The organism is Microbispora sp. CSR-4 (assembly GCF_008033685.1).
Classification (GTDB): Bacteria; Actinomycetota; Actinomycetes; order Streptosporangiales; family Streptosporangiaceae; genus Microbispora.
This window is the reverse complement of the sequence record NZ_VJVX01000085.1, coordinates 1-19,135: the sequence shown is the minus strand read 5'-3', so window position 1 is coordinate 19,135 and position 19,135 is coordinate 1. Positions and strand designations below refer to the sequence as shown.

16 protein-coding genes and 1 pseudogene are annotated in these 19,135 nt (G+C 72.0%); 9 read left to right on the top strand and 8 right to left on the bottom strand.

Annotated features, from left to right (window positions below; all coding sequences use genetic code 11):
• Both FLV34_RS36815 and FLV34_RS36810 read right to left on the bottom strand, forming a co-directional pair.
• Positions 1-263: hypothetical protein (locus tag FLV34_RS36815; RefSeq protein WP_222709763.1), on the bottom strand; the 263-nt coding region annotated here is incomplete at its 3' end.
• 579 nt (positions 264-842) lie between these two features.
• Positions 843-1,571 carry a class I SAM-dependent methyltransferase gene (locus tag FLV34_RS36810; protein WP_147945326.1) on the bottom strand — a complete coding sequence of 243 codons (729 nt, stop codon included), beginning with the start codon at positions 1,569-1,571 and terminating at the stop codon, positions 843-845.
• An 89-nt stretch (positions 1,572-1,660) separates the two neighbouring features.
• Here FLV34_RS36810 and FLV34_RS43510 point away from each other — a divergent pair, with 89 nt between their 5' ends.
• The 5 genes from FLV34_RS43510 to FLV34_RS36790 all read left to right on the top strand — a co-directional run bounded on the left by FLV34_RS43510 (position 1,661) and on the right by FLV34_RS36790 (position 5,679).
• A complete protein-coding gene (locus FLV34_RS43510) occupies positions 1,661-1,738 on the top strand; it encodes a putative leader peptide (RefSeq protein WP_352239660.1) in 78 nt (25 codons plus the stop codon).
• Positions 1,739-2,046: 308 nt separating this feature from the next.
• Complete coding sequence (locus FLV34_RS36805; RefSeq protein WP_261986039.1) at positions 2,047-2,805, top strand: ABC transporter permease; 759 nt, start codon at positions 2,047-2,049, stop codon at positions 2,803-2,805.
• 110 nt (positions 2,806-2,915) lie between these two features.
• Positions 2,916-3,977 carry an ABC transporter substrate-binding protein gene (locus FLV34_RS36800; protein ID WP_142645260.1) on the top strand — a complete coding sequence of 354 codons (1,062 nt, stop codon included), beginning with the start codon at positions 2,916-2,918 and terminating at the stop codon, positions 3,975-3,977.
• A complete protein-coding gene (locus FLV34_RS36795; RefSeq protein WP_142645259.1) occupies positions 3,961-4,776 on the top strand; it encodes an ABC transporter ATP-binding protein in 816 nt (271 codons plus the stop codon). Before FLV34_RS36800 ends, FLV34_RS36795 begins: the two co-directional genes overlap by 17 nt.
• Positions 4,777-4,806: 30 nt before the next feature.
• Positions 4,807-5,679 (top strand): TauD/TfdA family dioxygenase, encoded by an 873-nt coding sequence (locus FLV34_RS36790; RefSeq protein WP_142645258.1) that lies wholly within the window; start codon positions 4,807-4,809, stop codon positions 5,677-5,679.
• A gap of 56 nt (positions 5,680-5,735) precedes the next feature.
• Here the strand turns inward: FLV34_RS36790 and FLV34_RS36785 are convergent, their stop codons facing one another.
• A complete protein-coding gene (locus FLV34_RS36785; protein ID WP_187280829.1) occupies positions 5,736-8,588 on the bottom strand; it encodes an AAA family ATPase in 2,853 nt (950 codons plus the stop codon).
• 1,126 nt (positions 8,589-9,714) lie between these two features.
• On the opposite strand from FLV34_RS36785, the gene FLV34_RS41980 reads away from it, so the two are divergent.
• Complete coding sequence (locus tag FLV34_RS41980) at positions 9,715-10,680, top strand: cell wall metabolism sensor histidine kinase WalK (protein ID WP_222709762.1); 966 nt, start codon at positions 9,715-9,717, stop codon at positions 10,678-10,680.
• Positions 10,681-10,682: 2 nt separating this feature from the next.
• Positions 10,683-12,062: a cell wall metabolism sensor histidine kinase WalK gene (locus FLV34_RS36775; protein ID WP_147945323.1), complete on the top strand. Its 1,380-nt coding sequence runs from the start codon at positions 10,683-10,685 to the stop codon at positions 12,060-12,062.
• A gap of 67 nt (positions 12,063-12,129) precedes the next feature.
• On the opposite strand, the gene FLV34_RS36770 is transcribed toward FLV34_RS36775, so the two are convergent.
• Entirely contained in the window at positions 12,130-12,828 is a 699-nt protein-coding gene (locus tag FLV34_RS36770) for a TetR/AcrR family transcriptional regulator (protein ID WP_142645254.1), read from the bottom strand.
• Between the two features lie 113 nt (positions 12,829-12,941).
• On the opposite strand from FLV34_RS36770, the gene FLV34_RS36765 reads away from it, so the two are divergent.
• Positions 12,942-14,174: a saccharopine dehydrogenase family protein gene (locus tag FLV34_RS36765; RefSeq protein ID WP_142645253.1), complete on the top strand. Its 1,233-nt coding sequence runs from the start codon at positions 12,942-12,944 to the stop codon at positions 14,172-14,174.
• On the opposite strand, the gene FLV34_RS36760 is transcribed toward FLV34_RS36765, so the two are convergent.
• From FLV34_RS36760 to FLV34_RS36745, 4 genes are all read right to left on the bottom strand, one after another.
• Positions 14,175-14,984 (bottom strand): S9 family peptidase, encoded by an 810-nt coding sequence (locus tag FLV34_RS36760; RefSeq protein WP_147945322.1) that lies wholly within the window; start codon positions 14,982-14,984, stop codon positions 14,175-14,177.
• An 84-nt stretch (positions 14,985-15,068) separates the two neighbouring features.
• The gene (locus FLV34_RS36755) at positions 15,069-16,844 is read right to left on the bottom strand and encodes an FtsX-like permease family protein (RefSeq protein WP_147945321.1); all 1,776 of its coding nucleotides are present in this window, start codon (positions 16,842-16,844) and stop codon (positions 15,069-15,071) included.
• 2 nt (positions 16,845-16,846) lie between these two features.
• The gene (locus FLV34_RS36750; protein WP_240970916.1) at positions 16,847-17,560 is read right to left on the bottom strand and encodes an ABC transporter ATP-binding protein; all 714 of its coding nucleotides are present in this window, start codon (positions 17,558-17,560) and stop codon (positions 16,847-16,849) included.
• A gap of 152 nt (positions 17,561-17,712) precedes the next feature.
• Positions 17,713-18,249 (bottom strand): PadR family transcriptional regulator, encoded by a 537-nt coding sequence (locus tag FLV34_RS36745; RefSeq protein ID WP_142645249.1) that lies wholly within the window; start codon positions 18,247-18,249, stop codon positions 17,713-17,715.
• A 248-nt stretch (positions 18,250-18,497) separates the two neighbouring features.
• On the opposite strand from FLV34_RS36745, the pseudogene FLV34_RS42960 reads away from it, so the two are divergent.
• Positions 18,498-18,666, top strand: a pseudogene (locus tag FLV34_RS42960) (response regulator transcription factor); the annotation flags it as partial.
• Positions 18,667-19,135: the final 469 nt, after the last annotated feature.

Sequence of the window (19,135 nt, the reverse complement as noted above, 5' to 3'; positions counted from 1 at the left end):
TGCGATGTAGCCCGAGCAAGACCGGCCACCTGGTCAAAGCCATCGCGGTCCTTCAGAACCATCGGGTAGCACACGCCTCCCGAGGATGAAATTGGCTCATTGGAGAAAATGGCGTTCGCGTTGGTCCGCACGTTGGATATGACCCCGCCCATGCTGCCTGTCGTGTCGATCAGGAAAGCGATATCCGGCTTGGGCGGGACGACCGGAGTGGAGACGGTTTTGTCGATCGTCTTCGATTCGCCGCGGGCCAGGTCGAGCGTCACGTCCGCGGGGGTGACCCCGGGCGCGGCGTACGCCGTCCCCACCCCGGCGACCAGCGTCGCAGCGGCCGCGGCCGCGCACACGGCGGCCCGTAATCGTCGCGTCATTATCACGGTGTCGTTCCTTCTGGTGTGGCGTTATGTCATGGGGAATTCGGCTGCCGGCGCGAGTTGATGCCGAATTACATGAGTTGACGACCTCGCTGATCTGTTCGGCGCTGATCAGCGAGGGGGTGTGGCCACGGACATATGGTGACCGGTCAATGAATAGATGTAAATAGACCCGCTTACGGCAAGTTCCCGGTTGGCCACAATCGGCCACTCTGTGCCGGTGGGAGGCCCTCTGTGCGGGGCGATTCGTCCCGGATTTTTATTCGGATATGCCCGATGAATTGAGTAATGTGTAGTTTGTGACTGCAGAAAAGTGCGGCCGTTTCCACCATTTATCGGCGGGCCCTGCGGCGCTTCGGGTTGTAACGCCCCCGGCGCGCGCCGCTTCAGGTCTGGCGCCGCTTCACGTTGTGCGCTGCTTCAGATCGTGCGCTGCTTCAGGTCGTGCGCTGCTTCAGATCGTGCGCCGCTTCAGGTCGTGCGCTGCGCCACGAACACGAACTCGCGGCCCGGGCGGTCGGGGGCGTCCCGCACGTCCAGCACGCGGTAGCCGTTCGCGGCCAGGCTCGTCTCCACCTCGTCCCGGTCGCGGAACCGGAGGGTCGAGTGCGACGTGATCACCTCGCCGTCGGCCAGGAAGGTGTAGGTGTAGCGGAACGACACCAGCGGCAGGCTCACGTCGGTGACGTCGAGGCGCTGCTCCACGGGCCCGGTCTCCGGAAGGTCGAGGACGACCGGACCGGCGCCGGCGGCCCAGTCCTCCCATGCCCGGCGTCCGGGCCGCCTGGTCTCGAACACGAGATATCCCCGCGGGCGGAGCGCGCCGTGGACGCCCCGCAACGTCCGCGTCCAGTCGTCGTCGGCGAGGAAGACCTGCGCCACGTTGCCCGTCATCACCGCGAGGTCGGCGTCGAACGCCGGGACCGTGGTGGCGTCGCCATGGATCCAGGTGATCCTTCCGGCCCGGTCCTTCGACCTGGCGATCCGCAGCGACGCCTCGGCGGGATCGACGCCCATGACCGTGCGTCCGCTGTCCGCCAGCAGGACCGCCAGGGATCCCGTGCCGCAGCCGACGTCGAGCACGCGCTCCGCGCCCAGCTCGCCGGCGACGGCGAGATAGACGTCGAGATCGTCGCGGTCTCCGTCGAACGCGTCGTAAACGGCGGCCAGACGTGGGTGAGCGAAGATCGGGTCAGGCACCCGGCGACCCTACTCCACCCCGTGAGCCGGCAGCGCGGCGCCACCGTGCGGTGATTGCCATCACCCTACAAATTTGGTAGGAAATATCTGTGTTTACGGCATCGTGGTTGGTCCGGCGTCGGCACGTCGACCTGTGCCGTCTGAACGGCTCGGCCTGTCGCTCCTGAACCGTGCTCCCCGTCCGGTCCCCCGTACGGGCCCCGTCCGGCGTGGTCACCCTCACCGGACGCCCCCTTCCGTCGCCGCGCCGTGCCCGCCTCGCCTCCCGGCGGTGCGGCGCCCTCCCCACGGAGCGACCACTGTGACGTCATCCCCCTCAAGAGCCCCCTCCAGATCCCCCTCGGCGGCTCCCCGTTCGCTCCTTCCCGGCGAGGGAGCGCCCGGCGAGGCAGCGCCTGTCGAAGGGGCGCCTGTCGAAGGGGCGCCCGCCGTCTCCGGTCCGGGCCGGCGAGGGCGCAGCGCCCGCCGGATCGGCGTGCGGGTGCTGTCGCTGCTCGCACTGCTCGCGTTGTGGCAGCTGGCGGCGGTCGCGGCGGGCAATCCGTCGTTCGTCCCCGCGCCCCGGGCCGTGTGGGACCAGCTCGTCCTGCTGTCCACCACGCACGATGGCGTCCGCGGCTACAGCGGTCACCTGCTCGTCGAGCATCTGGCGATCAGCCTGCGCCGCATCCTCATCGGCTCGGCGCTCGGCGTGGTGGCCGGGCTCGCCCTCGGCGTCGTCCTGGGCACCGTGCCGTGGATCCGCCTCGTGGCCGAGCCGGTCGTGACGTTCGTACGGGCACTGCCTCCGCTGGCGTACTTCAGCCTGCTGATCATCTGGTTCGGCATCGACGAGACGCCCAAGCTGTGGCTGCTCGCCATCGCCGCGCTCCCGCCGGTCGCCGTGGCCACCGCCGCGGCCGTCCACGGCGCGCCGACCGGCCTGGTGGAGGCGGCCCGGGCGCTGGGCGCGTCACGACGGGACGTGATCAAGGACGTGGTGCTGCCGGCCGCGCTGCCGGAGATCTTCACCGGTGTCCGGCTGGCCGTCGGGGTCGCGTACTCCTCGGTCGTCGCGGCGGAGACCGTCAACGGCGTGCCGGGCATCGGGGGGATGGTCCGCGACGCCCAGCGCTACCTGCAGACCGACGTCGTGGTGCTCGGGCTGCTCGCGATCGGCCTGTCCGGGCTGCTGATCGACGGCCTGTTGCGCGTCGCGGAGAACCGGCTCATCCCCTGGCGCGGCCGCGTCTGAGCCCCTGTCCGGCACCGTCGATCTCCCTCCAACCGCACTCCCTTCCACCGCCTCCCTTCCACCGCCTCCCTTCCACCGCCTCCCTCCCACCGCAGAAGGAACCCTCCGCCATGTCACGACCACGCCTCACGCGCCTGCTCTCCGTCGCCCTGGCCGCCGCGACGGCCGCCGTCCTCGCCGCGTGCGGCGACGGCGCGGCCTCCGGCACGAGCGGAGGCGGCGGCGACGCGGCGGACCGCACCATCCGCATCGCCTATCAGGCGTTCCCCAGCGGGGACCTCATCGTGAAGAACAAGGGGTGGCTGGAGCAGGCGCTGCCCGGCTACACCGTCAAGTGGACCAAGTTCGACTCCGGCGCGAGCATCAACACGGCCTTCGTGGCCAAGAGCGTGGACATCGCGGCCATCGGGTCGAGCCCGGTCGCGCGCGGGCTGTCCGCGCCGCTCAACATCCCCTACCAGGTGGCGTTCGTGCTCGACGTGGCCGGTGACAACGAGGCGCTGGTCGCCCGCGACGGCACCGGCATCTCGTCCGTGGAGGGCCTGCGCGGCAGGAAGGTGGCGACGCCGTTCGCCTCGACGTCCCACTACAGCCTGCTCGCCGCGCTCGACAAGGCCGGGGTGCGGGAGTCCGAGGTGAACATCGTCGACCTGGAGCCGCAGGACATCCTGGCGTCCTGGACCCGCGGCGATATCGACGCCGCCTACGTCTGGCTGCCCACGCTCGACGAGATCAAGAAGACCGGCAAGACGATCATCAGCAGCCGGGAGCTGGCGACGGCGGGCAAGCCGACCCTCGACCTGGGCGTGGTGTCCACCGCGTTCGTCCAGGCGCACCCCGACGTGGTGGACGCCTGGCGCAAGGCCGAGGCCAGGGCGCTCGACCTGATCGCGGACGACCCCGACGCCGCGGCCCAGGCGGTGGGCGCGGAGCTCAACATCGGCAAGGACGCGGCCAAGGAGCAGCTCAGCCAGGGCGTCTTCCTCAGGCCGGCCGACCTGTCCTCGCCGGAGTGGCTCGGCACGCCGGACAAGGTCGGCGGCCTGGCGCAGAACCTGGTGAGCGCGGCGCAGTTCCTCAAGGACCAGCAGAAGATCGACGCGGTGCCCGACCTCGCCACGGTTGAACGGGCGATCTACACCAAGGGGCTTCCCGATGTCCTCGCGCCCTGAGGCGGCCGCCGCCCCGGCCGGGACGGGCGAGGAGGCCGCCGCCGTCCACCTGCACGAGGTCGAACACGTCTACGGCGGCCCGGGAGGTCCGGTCGCCGCCCTGGGGCCGATCTCCCTGACCATCCCTCCCGGCGCCTTCCTCGTGCTCGTCGGGGCGTCCGGATGCGGCAAGAGTACGCTGCTGCGCCTCGTCGCGGGCTTCGAGCGGCCGACCTCCGGCACCGTACGGACCGGTGGCGCCGAGCCGGTCCCGGGCGCAGGCGCCGGGATCGTCTTCCAGCAGCCCCGCCTGTTTCCGTGGAAGACCGTGGGCGGCAACGTCGAGCTGGCCCTGCGCTACGCCGGAGTGCCCCGTGCGGAACGTGCCCGCCGGGTGCCCGAACTGCTGGAACGGGTCGGCCTGCACGATGTGGCCGACCGGAGGATCTGGCAGATCTCCGGGGGGCAGCAGCAGCGCGTGGCGATCGCCAGGGCGCTCGCGGGCGACGACCCGCTGCTGCTGCTCGACGAGCCGTTCGCCGCCCTGGACGCGCTCACCCGCGAGCGCCTGCAGGAGGACCTGCGCCGGGTGAGCGCGCAGACCGGCCGGACGTCGGTGTTCGTCACCCACAGCGTCGAGGAGGCCGTGTTCCTCGGCAGCCGCGTCGTCGTGCTCACCCGCCGGCCGGGCCGGATCGCGCTGGACCTTGACGTCACCCTTCCGCGCACCGGGGTGGAACCGGACGAACTACGCGCCCTTCCCGAGTACGCCGCGCTCCGCGCCGAGGTCGGCCACGCCGTACGCGCCGCGGCCGCGTGAAAGCGCCGCACCAACGAGGAGGACAGTGAGATGACCACACCGACCGCCGAGCGGCTGACCCTGCGGCCTCTCGGACCCCACTTCGGCGCGGAGGTCGAGGGACTGGACCTGGCGACCGCCACCGACGAGGAACTGGCCGCGGTGCGTGCCGCCCTGGTCGATCGGAAGGTGCTCTTCTTCCGCGATCAGCGCCTGGACGACGACGGGCAGGTGGCTCTCGGCCGCCGTCTCGGCGAGCTGACCGCCTCCCACCCGGTGGTCGGAGGCGTCGACGAGGCGCATCCGGAGATCTACGCGCTCGACAGCGCCGACAACGGCTTCGCCGACGTCTGGCACACCGACGTCACGTTCATGCCCCGTCCGCCGCTCGGCTCCATCCTGCGCGCCGTGGTCCTCCCGCCCACCGGCGGCGACACGAGCTGGGCCGACGCCCAGCTCGCGTACGACTCCCTGTCGGAACCCGTGAAGGAACTGGCCGACCGGCTCACCGCGGTCCACGACGGCAACCGCGAGTTCGGTTACTACCTCGCCCAGCGCCGCGGCGGCAAGGGCAACGTCTGGGACGGCGAGCTCGTCACCCGGCTGGAGCCGGTGGAGCACCCCGTGGTACGCGTCCACCCCGAGACCGGCCGCAAGGGGATCTTCGTCAACCCCGGGTTCACCTCCCACATCGTCGGCCTGTCCGAGGCGGAGAGCCGGGCCGTTCTCGACCTGCTGTACGCCCACCTCACCAAGCCCGAGCACATCGTGCGCCACCGCTGGAGGATCGGCGACGTCGCCATGTGGGACAACCGGAGCACCGCCCACTACGCCAACCGCGACTACGGCGACGCGCACCGCGTGATGCACCGCATCACCCTCCGCGGCGACCGCCCCTTCGGACCCGGCCGTACGGACGGGTGACCGGGCGGGGGGAGCGGGCGGGGGGAGCGGGCGGGGGGAGCGGGCGGGGACGCGGGCTACGCGTCGTGGTCCGGGCGCTCCTCGGCGAAGATGCGGGCGAGCTCGGCCCGGGACGCGATGTCGAGCTTGGCGAAGATCCGGCGAAGATGGGCCGAGACCGTATGCGGAGACAGGAACATCCGGGCGGCGGCCTGACGGTTGGTCAACCCCTGGGCGATCAGCTCCGCCACCGCGCGTTCGGTGTCGGTGAGGCTGTTCCAGCCGAACTCCTCCTGGTGCGACTGGACCCAGTGACGGCGCCGGACGCCCAGCGCCCGCAGGCGCGCCCGCACGCGGGCCGCGCCCCGGAGGGCGCCGATCCGCTGGTAGCCGTCGTGCGCCTGGTCGAGGCTGTTGATGGCCCGCTCGCGGTCGGCGGAGGCGCCGGTCTTCATGAGCAGGACTCCGAGGTCCTCGGCGGCCGAGGCGCGCTCCCACGTTTGCGGGTGGTTGGCGGCGGCGAAGGCGAGGTCGGCGGGGTCGGCGTGCAGAAGACCGCGAGCGTGCGCGGCCGCGGCGGCGAAGATGGGATAGCCGGGGTTCCTCCGTGCGAGGTGGTCGGCCGTGTCGACGATGGTCTGCGCGTACGCCCGGTTTCTCGTGTCCAGCGCCAGCCGGGTCATGAAGACGGCCGCGAGGGGGGCCGTCATGAGCGTGCGTCGTTGCTGGTCGGCGTCGGTGTAGGTGCCGCGGAGAATGTCCACGGCCCGATCGAGATCGCCCTGGCTCTCGGCGATCACGGCCTCCACCCACCTTTCCCAGGCCGATCCGAAGAGCATCCCGGCGGTGCCGGGCTCGCACGCGTACCTCTTGATGTACCGGACCGCGGCGTTTATGTCGCCGCGCCGTACGGCGATGTACGCGAGGATCGACAGCCCCACGCGGATGAACCCGTGCGTGCCCATCTCGTCCGCGATCGTCATTCCGGCCTCGGCCTCTGCGACGGCGTCGTCGAGGCGGGCGGCGGCCAGTTTGACGCGGGCGCGGAAGAGCGAGGGCTGCGCGGCCAGCACGGTGACGCCGAGGGTCTCGATCTCCTCCTCGGCCGCCCGGATGGCCAGGTCGGCCGCGTCGAACTGACACAGGCACCGGTGAAGATGACCCAGCAGCAGGCGGGTGTACGGTCGCTGGACGGCCTCCACGGCGCCGCGGTTGCCGATCCGCAGGGCCTCGTCCAGATGCCTGAACGAGTCGTCGACCCGGCCGTCGATCATGGCGCATCGGGAGAGCATCAGCAGGGCGCCCACCACCGCCGTGTCGGAATGCCCGTCCCGGTCGGAGAGGACGGCCTCGGCCCGCCGTTGTCCCTCCGCGACGTCGTTCAGGGTGATGAGCCCCCAGAAGACCGTCCACTCGGCGACGTCGCGAAGGTCACGGGAGATGTCCTCCTCGCGGAGCAGCCCCTCGGCCTGGGACACGGCGTCGGCCGGACGGCCGCTCAGCAGCAGGATGTACGCCAGCGCGCAGCGCAGGCGATGCGCCAGCGCGGAGGGAGCCCTGGCGAGCGCGCGGCGGGCGAGGTCGGCGGCCTCGCCCAGCCGCCCGATGGCCGTCAGGGCGTCGACCACGACGGTGGCCCGGCTCACCCATTCGGGATCGGTGGCATCGGTCAGCTCCAGCGCCCGGGTGGCGAGATCGGCGGCGGCATGCGGCGAGGACCGCAGCACCTCCCGCGCCGCCTGGTCCAGCGCGAGCAGAGCGCACACGTCACCGGGGCCGGCGCTGTGGATGAGGTGCGCGGCGGCGGGAACGGCCGATCCGCCGCGTTTGAGCAGCATCTCTCCCGCCTCGCGGTGCAGGGCCTGCCGGACGGCGGTCGACAGGCCCTCCGTCGCCGCCTCCCACAGGAGGTCGTGCCGGAAGGCCAGCTCGTGCCCGGCGGATCCGACGATGCCCGCCGACATCGCCTCCTCCAGCATGGGCAGCAGATCGCCCGTCGATTCGCCGAGCATCTCGGCCAGGTCCGTCACGGAGAACGAACGGCCCAGGATTCCGGCGACCTGGAGCATGTGCCTGGTCGGCTGGGACAGCTCCTCCAGGCGTTCCCGGGTGACCGCCCGAGCCGACGGCAGCCGCGCCGACGCCAGCCGCACGCGGCCGTCGGCGGTGCGGAACCCGCCCTCGCGCTCGAGCTTCTCGATGAGGTGGACGAGCAGGAAGGGATTGGCGTCCGCTATGCCGGCCAGGGCCAGCACGTCCGGATCGGGCTCCGCCCCGAGGACGTCGGCGACCACCTCGGCCACCGCCGTGTCGTCCAGGGCCCCCAGCCGGACCCGCACCGCGCCCTCGCGCTCCAGCGCGTTGAACACGCGGTCGAGCCAGGGGATGTCGCCGCCGCCGGTCGTACGGGCCAGCATCCAGACGAGCGGGGAGGAGGCGAAGTCCAGGGTCAGCGACCGCACCGCCAGCATGGTCATGTGGTCGGTCCACTGCAGGTCGTCCAGGGTGAGCAGCACGGGCCCGTGCGCCACCAGCGCCTCCAGCGGTTCCTGCAGCTGCTCGAGCAACTGCAGCCGCCGGTCGGCCGGGCCGGACACGCCGCCGCCGTCGCCGGTGGGAAGGAAGATCTCCCCGAGCGCCGAGGTCAGCGGGGCCAGCGGCATCAACTGCGTCAGCTCGTCCGCGACGCCGCGGACCACCCGGAATCCCCACCTGCCCGCGGTGATGGCGGCCACGTCGAGCAGGCGGCTCTTGCCGACGCCCGGCTGGCCCTCGACCAGCAGAACGCCGCCCCCGCCCACACGTGCCGCCCGGAGCCGGTCGGCGACGAGATCCCACTCCCGGGCACGGCCGCGCCACCCGGGCCAGGACGTCTCCCGGGAACTGGGCCTATACCTCGTATCCAGGACATTCCGGGATAACTTACCCATGAAGCCATAAGACACCCGGCGTACAGGACGTCGCAACAGGCCCATGCGGTTCGCCGTCATCGGGGGCCGGACGCGGCCGAATGGTAGATCTCAGCGCGGTGAGCAGGCGCGTAACCCTACACACATGTGCGATACGAAGAAGCCCGTCCGCGGTTCAGGATCGTATCGGTCGGCTCGCTCTCGCCTATGAGCCGACGCGCAAGCACTTCCTCGACTGAGCGGTACCGAAGAATCATGTGCAGCGGACGACACGCCACGCCCCCCGGCCCTCTCAGGAGCCTGGCATCCCTCGAATTCCTATTTCGAAAGGGTGGCGATGGTGGACCTGAAGAACGGTGATTTCCTGATACTGCTGTGGCTGCTGTTCACGCTCTTCACACTGCTCGCGTGGATGGCCGCCGCAAAGGTCTTCGCGCACGTGCTGACCGGCCGGTCTTCGATGGTCGCCTGGCCCGCGCATGAGACGGGCGACGGTGCGAACCGCGCGAACGCCTCTCGCGCGGAGAACGGCGAACACGGATCCCGGAGGCGGGCTCCCCGCCGCCCCCCGACAGCCGACCGGCAGCAGCACCGGCTCTCCGCGGCCGGCGCCGCAGGCCACGCCTCCGCCGAGCACGCGCACGAGACCTCCGGTCACGCCGGAGCGTCGTCACCCGGCCCGGCGAACCGCGGGAACGACCACCGGCGTCCGGACCGGCGGCCGGACCTGTGGAGGCGCTGGGCGCCCCGCACGATCCGAGGGCAGATGACCGTGCTGGCCACCGCTATGACGCTCCTCACCCTCCTTCCCGTGGGAGGGGGGATGTACGTTCTGGCCAGAGCCAGGACCGTCCCACGGCGGTGTGATCCGTGCGCGACCGCTCTGTCCCACACCGTGGGCCGCTCGCCGGTGTCAGGGAGCGCGGTGCCAGGGGGCACGGTGTCAGATGTGGTGGCACGGGGCGCCGGCGGCGCCGGCCGGGTCCCCCGCCTGGTCATGGCAGGCTCCATGGGGTCCTCGTCCGCCGCACGGGGGACGCTGTCCCGGACCTCTGCGGGGAGCCCCGGACCACTCACGGGTGCCCCGCGGCCCACGCCGACGTGCACCGCTGTCTTTCCCGCCGATGCCTTTCCCTCCGCGCTCCGGGTGGTCGTCGAGGCGGGGCAGTCGCTGCTGGGCCTCGCGCGGCCCCGTCTCCCGTTGCTCGTGTCGCTGGAGACCACCGAGCTGATCGCCCTGAACGCCTGGATCGCCTGGAAGGTGAGCGGACGGCTGCTACGCCCCCTGGACGGGGTGAGCGCCGAACTGTCCCGGATCGACTTCGCCCACCTGGGCGCGGGCATCTCGGTGCCGAGGAGCGCGCAGGAGATCACCCGGTTGAGCCGGACGATCAACCAGGCTCTGGGGCGGGTGCAGCGGGCCAAGGAGGAACTCGAGGACGTCGCGCGCCGCCAGCGGCAGTTCGCGTCGGACGTCGCCCACGAGCTGCGCACGCCCATCGCCGGGCTGCGGGTGCAGCTCGAAGCGGCGCAGCAGGATCCCGCAGGGGTGCCGTTGCCGGAGCTGCTCGAGACGACGCTGGTCCAGGTGGACCGGCTCGAGACGGTCACCGACGACATCTTGTGCCTCGCTCGCCTGCCCAACTGCGCACCCGCCGAGTGGCGGCAGGTCGACCTCGCGGCCCTGGTCAAGGCCGAGCTCGCGCAGCGTACGGATCGGCGCCCGGTGCGCCTGCGCATCACCCACGGGGCCATCGTCACCGCCGTGCCGAGCCAGATCGGCCGGCTGCTCACCAACCTGCTGAACAACGCGCAGCGCCACACCCGGCGCGTGGTGTGCGTCGAGGTACGGGTCGATCCCGCCGCGGTCGAAATCGCGGTCAGCGACGACGGGCCGGGGATTCCCGAGGCCGACCGTGAGCGGGTGTTCCAGCGTTTCACCCGGTTGGACGACGCCCGTAGGCTCGACAGCCTCGGCACCGGGCTGGGCCTGGCCATCGCCCGCGACATCGCCAAGGCACATCAGGGGACCCTCAGCGTCGAAGAAAGCACAGCCGGCGGGGCGCGATTCGTCCTGCGGCTGCCGCGAGTCCGGCAGCCCGAAACGGGGTGATCATGAAGTTAGAGAACTGTTCGATCCGGGCGCGTCTGGCGGTGTTCGTCAGTATCGTGGTCAGCCTGCTCTGCATCGTGTTCTCCATCGTCTTGTTGTTCGCCCTCAACAAGATGGCCACCGAGAACCTCACCAAAGAGGTGACGGCGGTCGGCGAGCTGACCGCGTACGACGTCGACCACGGTCACATCAACAATCCGCTGCCGCCGATCTCGGCGAACCTGATCCGGCCCGTCCAGGTGGTCAATCCGCAGGGACAAGTGGTCGCCGCTACCCGCGATTTGCAGAACCGGCCGCTCATGGCGCATTTCACGCCGGTAAGCCCCAGGCGGGTGGCGAGCGCCGTGGTCTGCAATTCCGTCTTTCCATCCGGCGGATGCCATGTCGTCGTCGCGCAACAGGTGTATCGCGACGGCGAATGGACCGTGTACAGCGCCGCGCCGGCGCTGCCGTTCTTCGTCTATCCGGGCATGGTGGCCCTGTTGATCGCGGGAACGGTCCTTTTCACCGGGGCGGTCGCGTACGGGGCGCGGCACACCGTCGCCAGCTCGCTCAGACCCGTGGACGCCATCCGGGCCCAGCTCGACCACATCCAGAGCACCAACCCGGGCCGCCGGGTCCCCGTCCCCAAGGTCAAGGACGAGATCTACCGGCTGGCCCGGAGCGTGAACGAGACGCTGGACCGGCTGGAGCACACGCTCGAACAGCAGCGGCGCTTCTGCGCCGACGCGTCCCACGAGCTCCGCACCCCGATCACCGCCATCCGCGTCCAGCTGGAGGACGCCCTCCTGGCGGCCGAGGACGTCGACCTGAGAACGCTGTGCGAGGACGTCCTGCCGAGCGTGGAGCGTCTCCAGGCGATCACCACCGGCCTGCTGACGCTCACCCGGTTCGACGCCGGCGTCCCGAACGCAAGGCACCCGGTCGATCTCTCCGAGCTCGTCGCCCTGGAGCTGAAGAGCCACCAGGGCGACAGGAGGGTCGTTCTCCAGGTGACGCCCGGAGTGATCGTCAACGGCGACCGGCTGCAGTTGCGGCAGCTGATCTGCAACCTGATCCAGAACGCCCAGCGCTACGCGTCGTCCACCGTCACGGTCACGCTCCGGCGAGAGAACGGCGGCCCGCGCTTCGCGAAGGGCGTCGCGGAGCTGGAGATCCTCGACGACGGCGCCGGGATCGCCATCGACCATCGCGAGATGGTGTTCCAGCGCTTCGCGCGGCTCGACAGCGCGCGCAGCAGGGACGCCGGGGGAATCGGCCTGGGCCTCCCCATCGCCCGGCTGATCGCCGAACGCCATGACGGCACGCTGACCATCGCGGACAGCGCGCAAGGCGCCCGTTTCCTGGTCCGCCTTCCCCTGGACTCCCAGGTCGGCGGCTGACGGTGTGGGCCTCTCGGGGACCTGCCGGTGGGCGCAAGGCGAGCACGGCGGGCCCGGCCATCCGACGTCATCTGTGGCTCTCGTGCGCGGCGCTGGCGAGCAGCATGTCGAGCGCGGCGGGGTAGGCGCTGTCGTTCATGTCGGCCACCAGCAGGGGCGCCACCGCCGCGATGTTGGGATGGGTGGCGGGGGACAGGCGGGCGTAGGTCGCCTGCCACATCTCCTCGTCCGCCCGGCGGGCCCGCTCCGGCAGCGCGAGGGACGCCGCGTCAAGCGCGGCGAAGGCCAGCGTCATGTCGATGAACGCGTGGTAGACCCGGACCGCCGCACGGTCGGGGAAACCGGCGCCGCGCAGCAGCCCGAGGATCGCCTCGTCCGCCGCGATCTCGTGCGACTTGCCGCTGATGCGGCTGGCGGTCAGCACCGCGGCCTGGGGGTGTTCGAGGTAGGCCGCGTGGATGCGCAGGCCCAGCTCGCGAAGGTCGGCGCGCCAGTCGCCGGTGGCCTGCCAGCCGTCCATGGCCCGGCCGATGAGCATGTCGCCGATGGCCAGGGTCAGGTCGTCGATGCCGGCGAAGTAGCGGTAGAGCGTGCTCGGGTCGGCGCCCAGGGCGACGCCGAGCCGCCGTACGGACAGTCCGGCGGAGCCGTGCTCGCGCAGCATGCGCAGGGCGGTGCGCACGATCAGGTCCTCGGAGAGGACGACTCCGTTCTTCGTCGGGCGGCGCCGCCGGCGCGCCGACTCGGAAACCACCGGCTTGGGCATGATGCTCCCTTCCTCGGTGGCCACCTTATGCCAACACCATTGACGTTCGATGCGGGGGTGACGTTGGATCGTGGGCACCAAAGGGGTCTTTGTCCTTGAAAGGGAGCTTTGTCATGCGTGTTCTGCTCGTCGGCGCCGGTGGCGTCGGTACGGCGATCACCCGGATCGCGGCCCGCCGGTCCTTCTTCGAGCACATGGTCGTCGCCGACTACGACCTGTCCCGTGCGGAGGCGGCCGTCGCCGCGCTGGGGGAGGCGGGCGCCCGGTTCACCGCCCGGCGGGTGGACGCGGGAGACGAGTCCGCGGTGGCGGCGCTGCTGGCCGAGCACCGCTGCGACGTCCTGCTCAACGCCACCGACCCGCGGTTCGTGATGCCGCTGTTCCGGACGGCGCTGTCTGCCGGGGCGCACTACCTCGACATGGCGATGTCGCTGTCACGGCCGCACCCGGAGCGTCCGTACGAGGCGTGCGGGGTCAAGCTGGGGGACGCCCAGTTCGAGATGGCGGCCGAATGGGAGAAGGCGGGCAGGCTGGCCCTGGTCGGCATCGGGGTGGAGCCGGGGCTGTCGGACGTCTTCGCCCGATACGCCGCCGACGAGCTGTTCGACCACATCGAGGAGATCGGCGTACGCGACGGCGCGAACCTCACCGTCGAGGGGTACGACTTCGCGCCCTCGTTCAGCATCTGGACCACCATCGAGGAGTGCCTCAACCCGCCGGTCGTCTACGAGGCAGGCCGGGGCTGGTTCACCACCCCGCCGTTCAGCGAGCCGGAGGTGTTCGACTTTCCCGAGGGCATCGGCCCGGTCGAGTGCGTCAACGTCGAGCACGAAGAGGTCCTGCTCATGCCCCGCTGGATCGACGCCGAGCGGGTGACCTTCAAATACGGCCTGGGCGAGCGGTTCATCGACACGCTGCGGACCCTTCATCTGGTGGGGCTCGACCGCACCGAGCCCGTCCGCGTCGTCGCCGAGGGCGGCGCCGTCGTCGAGGTGTCCCCGCGCGACGTGGTCGCCGCGTGCCTGCCCGACCCGGCGAGCCTGGGAGACCGCATGCACGGCAAGACGTGCGCCGGCACCTGGGTCAAGGGCACCAAGGACGGCGGCCCGCGCGAGGTCTACCTCTACCACGTGGTCGACAACCAGTGGTCCATGCGTGAGTACGGCTCCCAGGCGGTGGTGTGGCAGACCGCGGTCAACCCGGTCGTCGCCCTCGAACTGATGGCCGGCGGCGTCTGGTCCGGCGCCGGTGTCCTCGGCCCCGAAGCCCTGCCGCCCAGGCCGTTCCTCGACCTGCTCACGGCGTACGGCACCCCGTGGGGCATGCGGGAGCAGCAGGCGGCGTGATCAGCCGCCGAGGTGCCGGTCGAGGAAATCGCGGATGGTCTCGGCGAGTTCGAGGCGGTGGTCGGAGAGGGCGTGATCGGTGTCGAACACGTGGTGCTCCAGGCGCGGCACGGGATAAGCGGTGTAGGCGGCCACCACGGGATCGTGGTGCCGCGCGGCGGGGGTGATGGTGTCGCGCCCGGCCGTGCCGATGAGCAGGACCGGCCGGTCCGCGAGCTTCGGGGCGAGCGCGGACAGGCGCCACGCCTCGCCCGCCGCGATCATCTCGTCCACGAGCGCGGCGCCGCTGGTGCCCTTCAGAGGAAGCAGGTCGTCGCCGAACCCCTCGACGTACGCCGCCCGCAGCGCCGCGTCCTCCCGGCAGGCGGCCGCGACGGAGCCGAAGTCGAACGCCGACACCGACGCGACGGCGCGGACGCCCGGGTCGCCCGCCGCGGTCGTCAGCGCGGCGAAGCCGCCGAAGCTGTGCCCCGCCAGCGCCAGCCGGTCCGGATCGAGGCGGTGCGCGGCGGCGAAACCCGGCTCGCGTACGGCCGCCACGACGCGGGCGGCGTCCTCAAGCGAGGTGGTCCACGACCAGGACCCGCCGACGCCCCAGGACCCGCGGTAGTGGAAGACGAGGGCGGCGTATCCGGCACGGCGCAGGTGCTGGGCCAGGTCGAAGTTGCGCTCGTGCCCGGGGAAGCCGTGCAGCAGCACGACGACCGGATGCGGTCCCGGCCCGGCCGGGAGATGCAGGACGCCCAGCAGGGTCTCGCCGTCGCTGTCGAACGTCACATTGGCGTTGGCCGCCGGGATCTCGGGGGTCATCCGTCCTCGCTTAGATCGAACCGATCGGTACTATCTAAGGCTAGCGGATATACCCGCGGTGCCCGCCGGGCGGGCCGGGGGCCGTCACGCGGTCTCCATGGTGAGGACGCGCCCCGCGGGCTCGCGGGTGTGGATCCACGCGGGCAGCGCGGTCAACGCCGCGACCGCCAGCAGGATGGCGAGCACGGCGGTCAGCAACCAGGACCCCGGGGGAGTGACCGACGTGGCGAAGAACCAGTACAGGCCGAGCCCGGCCGGAACGCCCGCCGCCACCCCGGGCACGGCGGGCAGGAGCTGCGTGACGCAGTGCGCCGCGACGATCTGGCCCGGGGTGGTGCCGAGCGTACGGGTGATGGTCAGGGCGCGCCGGGCCTGCACGGCGGTGCCCCAGCTGAGGAGCACGGTGTTGAGCGTGGACAGCGCCACCAGCGCGAAGGTGACGGCGAGCAGCACCTGGCCGGTCTGGTCGGTCCGCACTTCGAGGGGGCCGAACCGCCTGACGGCGGGGGTCGCGTCGAGCTCGGCGTGGAAGGTGAGCAGCGCGGTGACCATGACGGTCGTGGCGGCCGTGCCGGCGGAGGCCAGGACGGCGCGGCCGGGCCGGCGGGCCAGGAGCCGTACGCCGAGCAGCAGCGAGGTGGGCAGGTAGGCCGTCACGGCGTTCAGGCGCGGACGGCGCGTGAGCGTGTGGGCCGGGTCGGCCAGGTTCTGGACGGTGCTGCCCCGGGCGGCGCGTACGGCGGGGCCGAGCGCACCGGTCACGGCGACCACGACGGCGAGGAAGACCGCGGCGAAGACGGTGACGGAGTCCGGAGGCCCGGCGGTGTCGAGCAGCCCGGCGCTGGGATCGATCAGGTGGGGCGCGGCCAGCGTCCCGGCGGCGAGGCCGAGCGCGGTGGACAGGAAGGTCAGCAGCAGGTGCGGCGCCAGCAGGATGGCGGTGACCGTGCCGGGGCCGGCGCCGACGGCCTTGAGCAGTGCGGCACGCCGGGTGTCGCGGGCGGCGCGTGCGGTGGCGAGCGCGGCGAGGGTGACGAGCGCGGCCGCGGCGAGCAGCCAGCCGCCCACGACCAGGGCCGGCTGCATGTTCCTGATCATGACCGAGTCCGTGCGGAGGACGGTCTGCCAGTTGTGGGTGTTCACCCAGGAGTCGCCCCTGCGGTCGTCGGTGAACACGGTGCGGCTCCACCGGCCGGGATCCGCGGGGTCGGTCAGCTTCAGATGGATCAGGTGGACACCGGCGGTGTGGCCCGCCGCCGCGCGGGCGTCGGCGGTGGTGAGCCAGATCCTGCCGCCGTAGTCGGACGGCCCGGGCCCCTGGGCCCAGTCGCTCCACGGATACACGGGGGTGGACGCGCTGATCGCGATCCCGACGACCGGATAGCCGCGTCCGCGGATGGTGACGTGGTCGCCGACGCGCACACCGAGCGCCTGCGCGAAGCCGCGCTCGACCACCGCGCCGCCGGGACGCACCCAGGTGCCGGCGGTCACCAGCGGCCGGTCCAGGGCGGACGGTTCGCCGTTCCGTCCCTCGACCGAGGAGCGCGCGCTCCGGCCGTGCGCCCGGATCATGGTGTCGAACGCGAAGATCGGCTCGGCCTGCGCGGCCACGCCGGGCGTGTCCGCGAGGCGCCCTGCCAGGCCGGACGGGTCCCTGTCGGTCGTGATGGCGGTGATGTCGGGACCGGCGGTGGCCGCGCGGGTCTTCAGGTACGCCGTGGCCAGGGCGGTGCGGGCCGTCAGCCCCAGGGTCAGGGAGGCGATGGCGAGGGTGACGGCGACCAGGAACACGAGGGCCTCGATGGGGTGGCGGCGCACGTCGTGCAGGATCAGGCGCCAGGTCAGCAGCAGGTGTCCCATGCTCAGTCCTCCCAGCGCAGCAGCGCGCCGAGCCCCGTGCCGCCTGACCCCGTGCCTTGGTGGCTGTGCCGCATGCCGCGGCCGTCGCCGTCCAGGCGGGTGTCGTCCGCCAGCGTCCCGTCCCGCATGGAGATCACGCGGTCGGCGGTGGCGGCGACGCGCTCGTCATGGGTGACCATGACCAGGGTCTGACCGGCGGCGCGCAGCTCGTCGAAGAGCCGGAGAATGTCGTGGGTCGCGGCGCTGTCGAGGTTGCCGGTGGGCTCGTCTGCGAGGACGACCAGCGGATCGTTGGCCAGGGCACGGGCGACGGCGACCCGCTGCCGCTGCCCCCCGGACAGCTCGGACGGCAGATGCCGGGCGCGGCCGGCGAGCCCGACCTGCTGCAGCAGTTCCTCGGCGCGGCGGCGGGCGGCCCGCGGCGAGGCGCCGGCGAGCAGCGCGGGCAGCTCGACGTTCTGCGCCGCGCTCAGCTCGTACATCAGGTGATAGGCCTGGAAGACGAACCCCACCGATCGGCGCCGCAGCCGGGCCAGCGCCCGTTCGCTCAGGTGGTCGATGCGCATGCCGCCCAGCCACACCTCGCCCTCGGTCGGCCGGTCGAGCCCGCCGAGGAGCTGGAGCAACGTGGACTTGCCGCAGCCGCTGGGCCCGGTCACGGCGAGCGTCTGCCCGGCGGGAACATCGAGGTCGACCCCGTCGACGGCCCACACCATGCTCTCGTCCTGCCCGTACACGCGGGTCAGGCCGACCGCCCGCAGTGCCGGTCCCGGGGCCTCGGCGGGCCGCCGGCCGGCCGGTCCCGGGCGCGGGCTGTCGCACGTGTCACTCCGCGACGACCGGCCCCTGACCCTTGGCACGACTGTTCTCATCCGTTTCCTCCGCCCTCCCCGCGCCGGGCGGACCAGGTCCGCTCGCACGCCTCCAACCAGCGCAGGTCGGCCTGCAATCGGAGCGCGATGCCCTCCAGAAGCAGCCCGGCCTCCGAATCCGTGTCGTGAGCGAGGGCGGCGCGCTGGGCCTCGGCGAGGCTGCGCATCAGCTCCCGCCGCCGCGCGTCCACGAGCGCGACCGGGTCGGCCAGACCCGACTCCGCGGCGGCCACCAGCTTCAGATGGAACTCCGTCACGTCCGTTCTGGGCCCGGTGCTCTCGGCCATCCACGCGGCCACCCGCTCCTGCCCGGCCGCGGTCAGCGCGTACACCTTGCGCCGCGGGCCGCGCACCGGCGCGTCCTCGCGGTCCTGGACGACCAGGCCCGCCTTCTCCAGCCGCGTGAGCGTCACATAGATCTGCCCCGCGTTGAGCGTGTCTCCCAGCGGTCCGAGCGCGGCCGCCAGCCGTTGACGCAGGTCGTACCCGTGCGACGGTTCCTTGGCCAGCAGCGCCAGCACCACGTCCTGCACGGGCCACCCTCCTCTACGACCCCTCAATAGATAGCGGTTAGCCAAAAGAGCGTCAACCGGTCCCGTACGTTCCGCACCTCGTCCGCGGGACTACGGGACCCTTGACGAGGGGATGCAGCTCGCGGCCCTCGTCGCCGCCGGTCTCGCCTACGCCGCGCCGCCGGGGCGACCTGCTGCGCTCGGTCGAGGATCGCGCCCGCGCCGCCGGGCTCGACGTCACGAGCGTGGGAAACTGTCCACGATCCCCGCTTGTCGCGTTCGGCCTGTCCAACGGCGAGATCGCCGAGCACCTGGTCATCAGCCCGCCGACCGCCAAGACCCATGTCGCCAGGGCCATCGCCAAGCTGGACGTCCGCGACCGGGTGCAGCTCGTCATCCTGGCCTAACGAGAGCGGCCTGGTCCGGCCCGGCGGGTGAGAAGTCAGCGGTCAGCGCGTCGTGACCACAGGCTCGACGTTGCAGTGCCGGGTCAGGAAGGCGTGACCACGGAATCCGACGCTGCGCTCCCCGGGCCGAAAATCCTGACCGGAGACCGATACCGCAGTGCCAGCTGTCCCGACCCTCCCGCGCCCGACTCTCCGGCCAGGCGTCTCGGCCCGTCCGCGACCCGGCTGCCCGGCCAGGCGTCCTGGCCCGTCCGCGACCCGGCTGCCCAGCCAGGCGTCCTGGCCCGTCCGCGACCCGGCTGCCCGGCCAGGCGTCCCGGCCCGTCGCAGCGGCGTACTTCGCCGCAACCCGCGCCTCCCCACCCGCCCGCGACCCGACTGCCCGGCACAGTGCTCCCGCACGACCGCGACGTCCTCCGCGCACAGCGCCCCCGACGTCGCGTGTCGGGAGATCGCCGAGCGCCCGGCCGTCTGCCTGCCGACCGCCGACCGCCGACCGC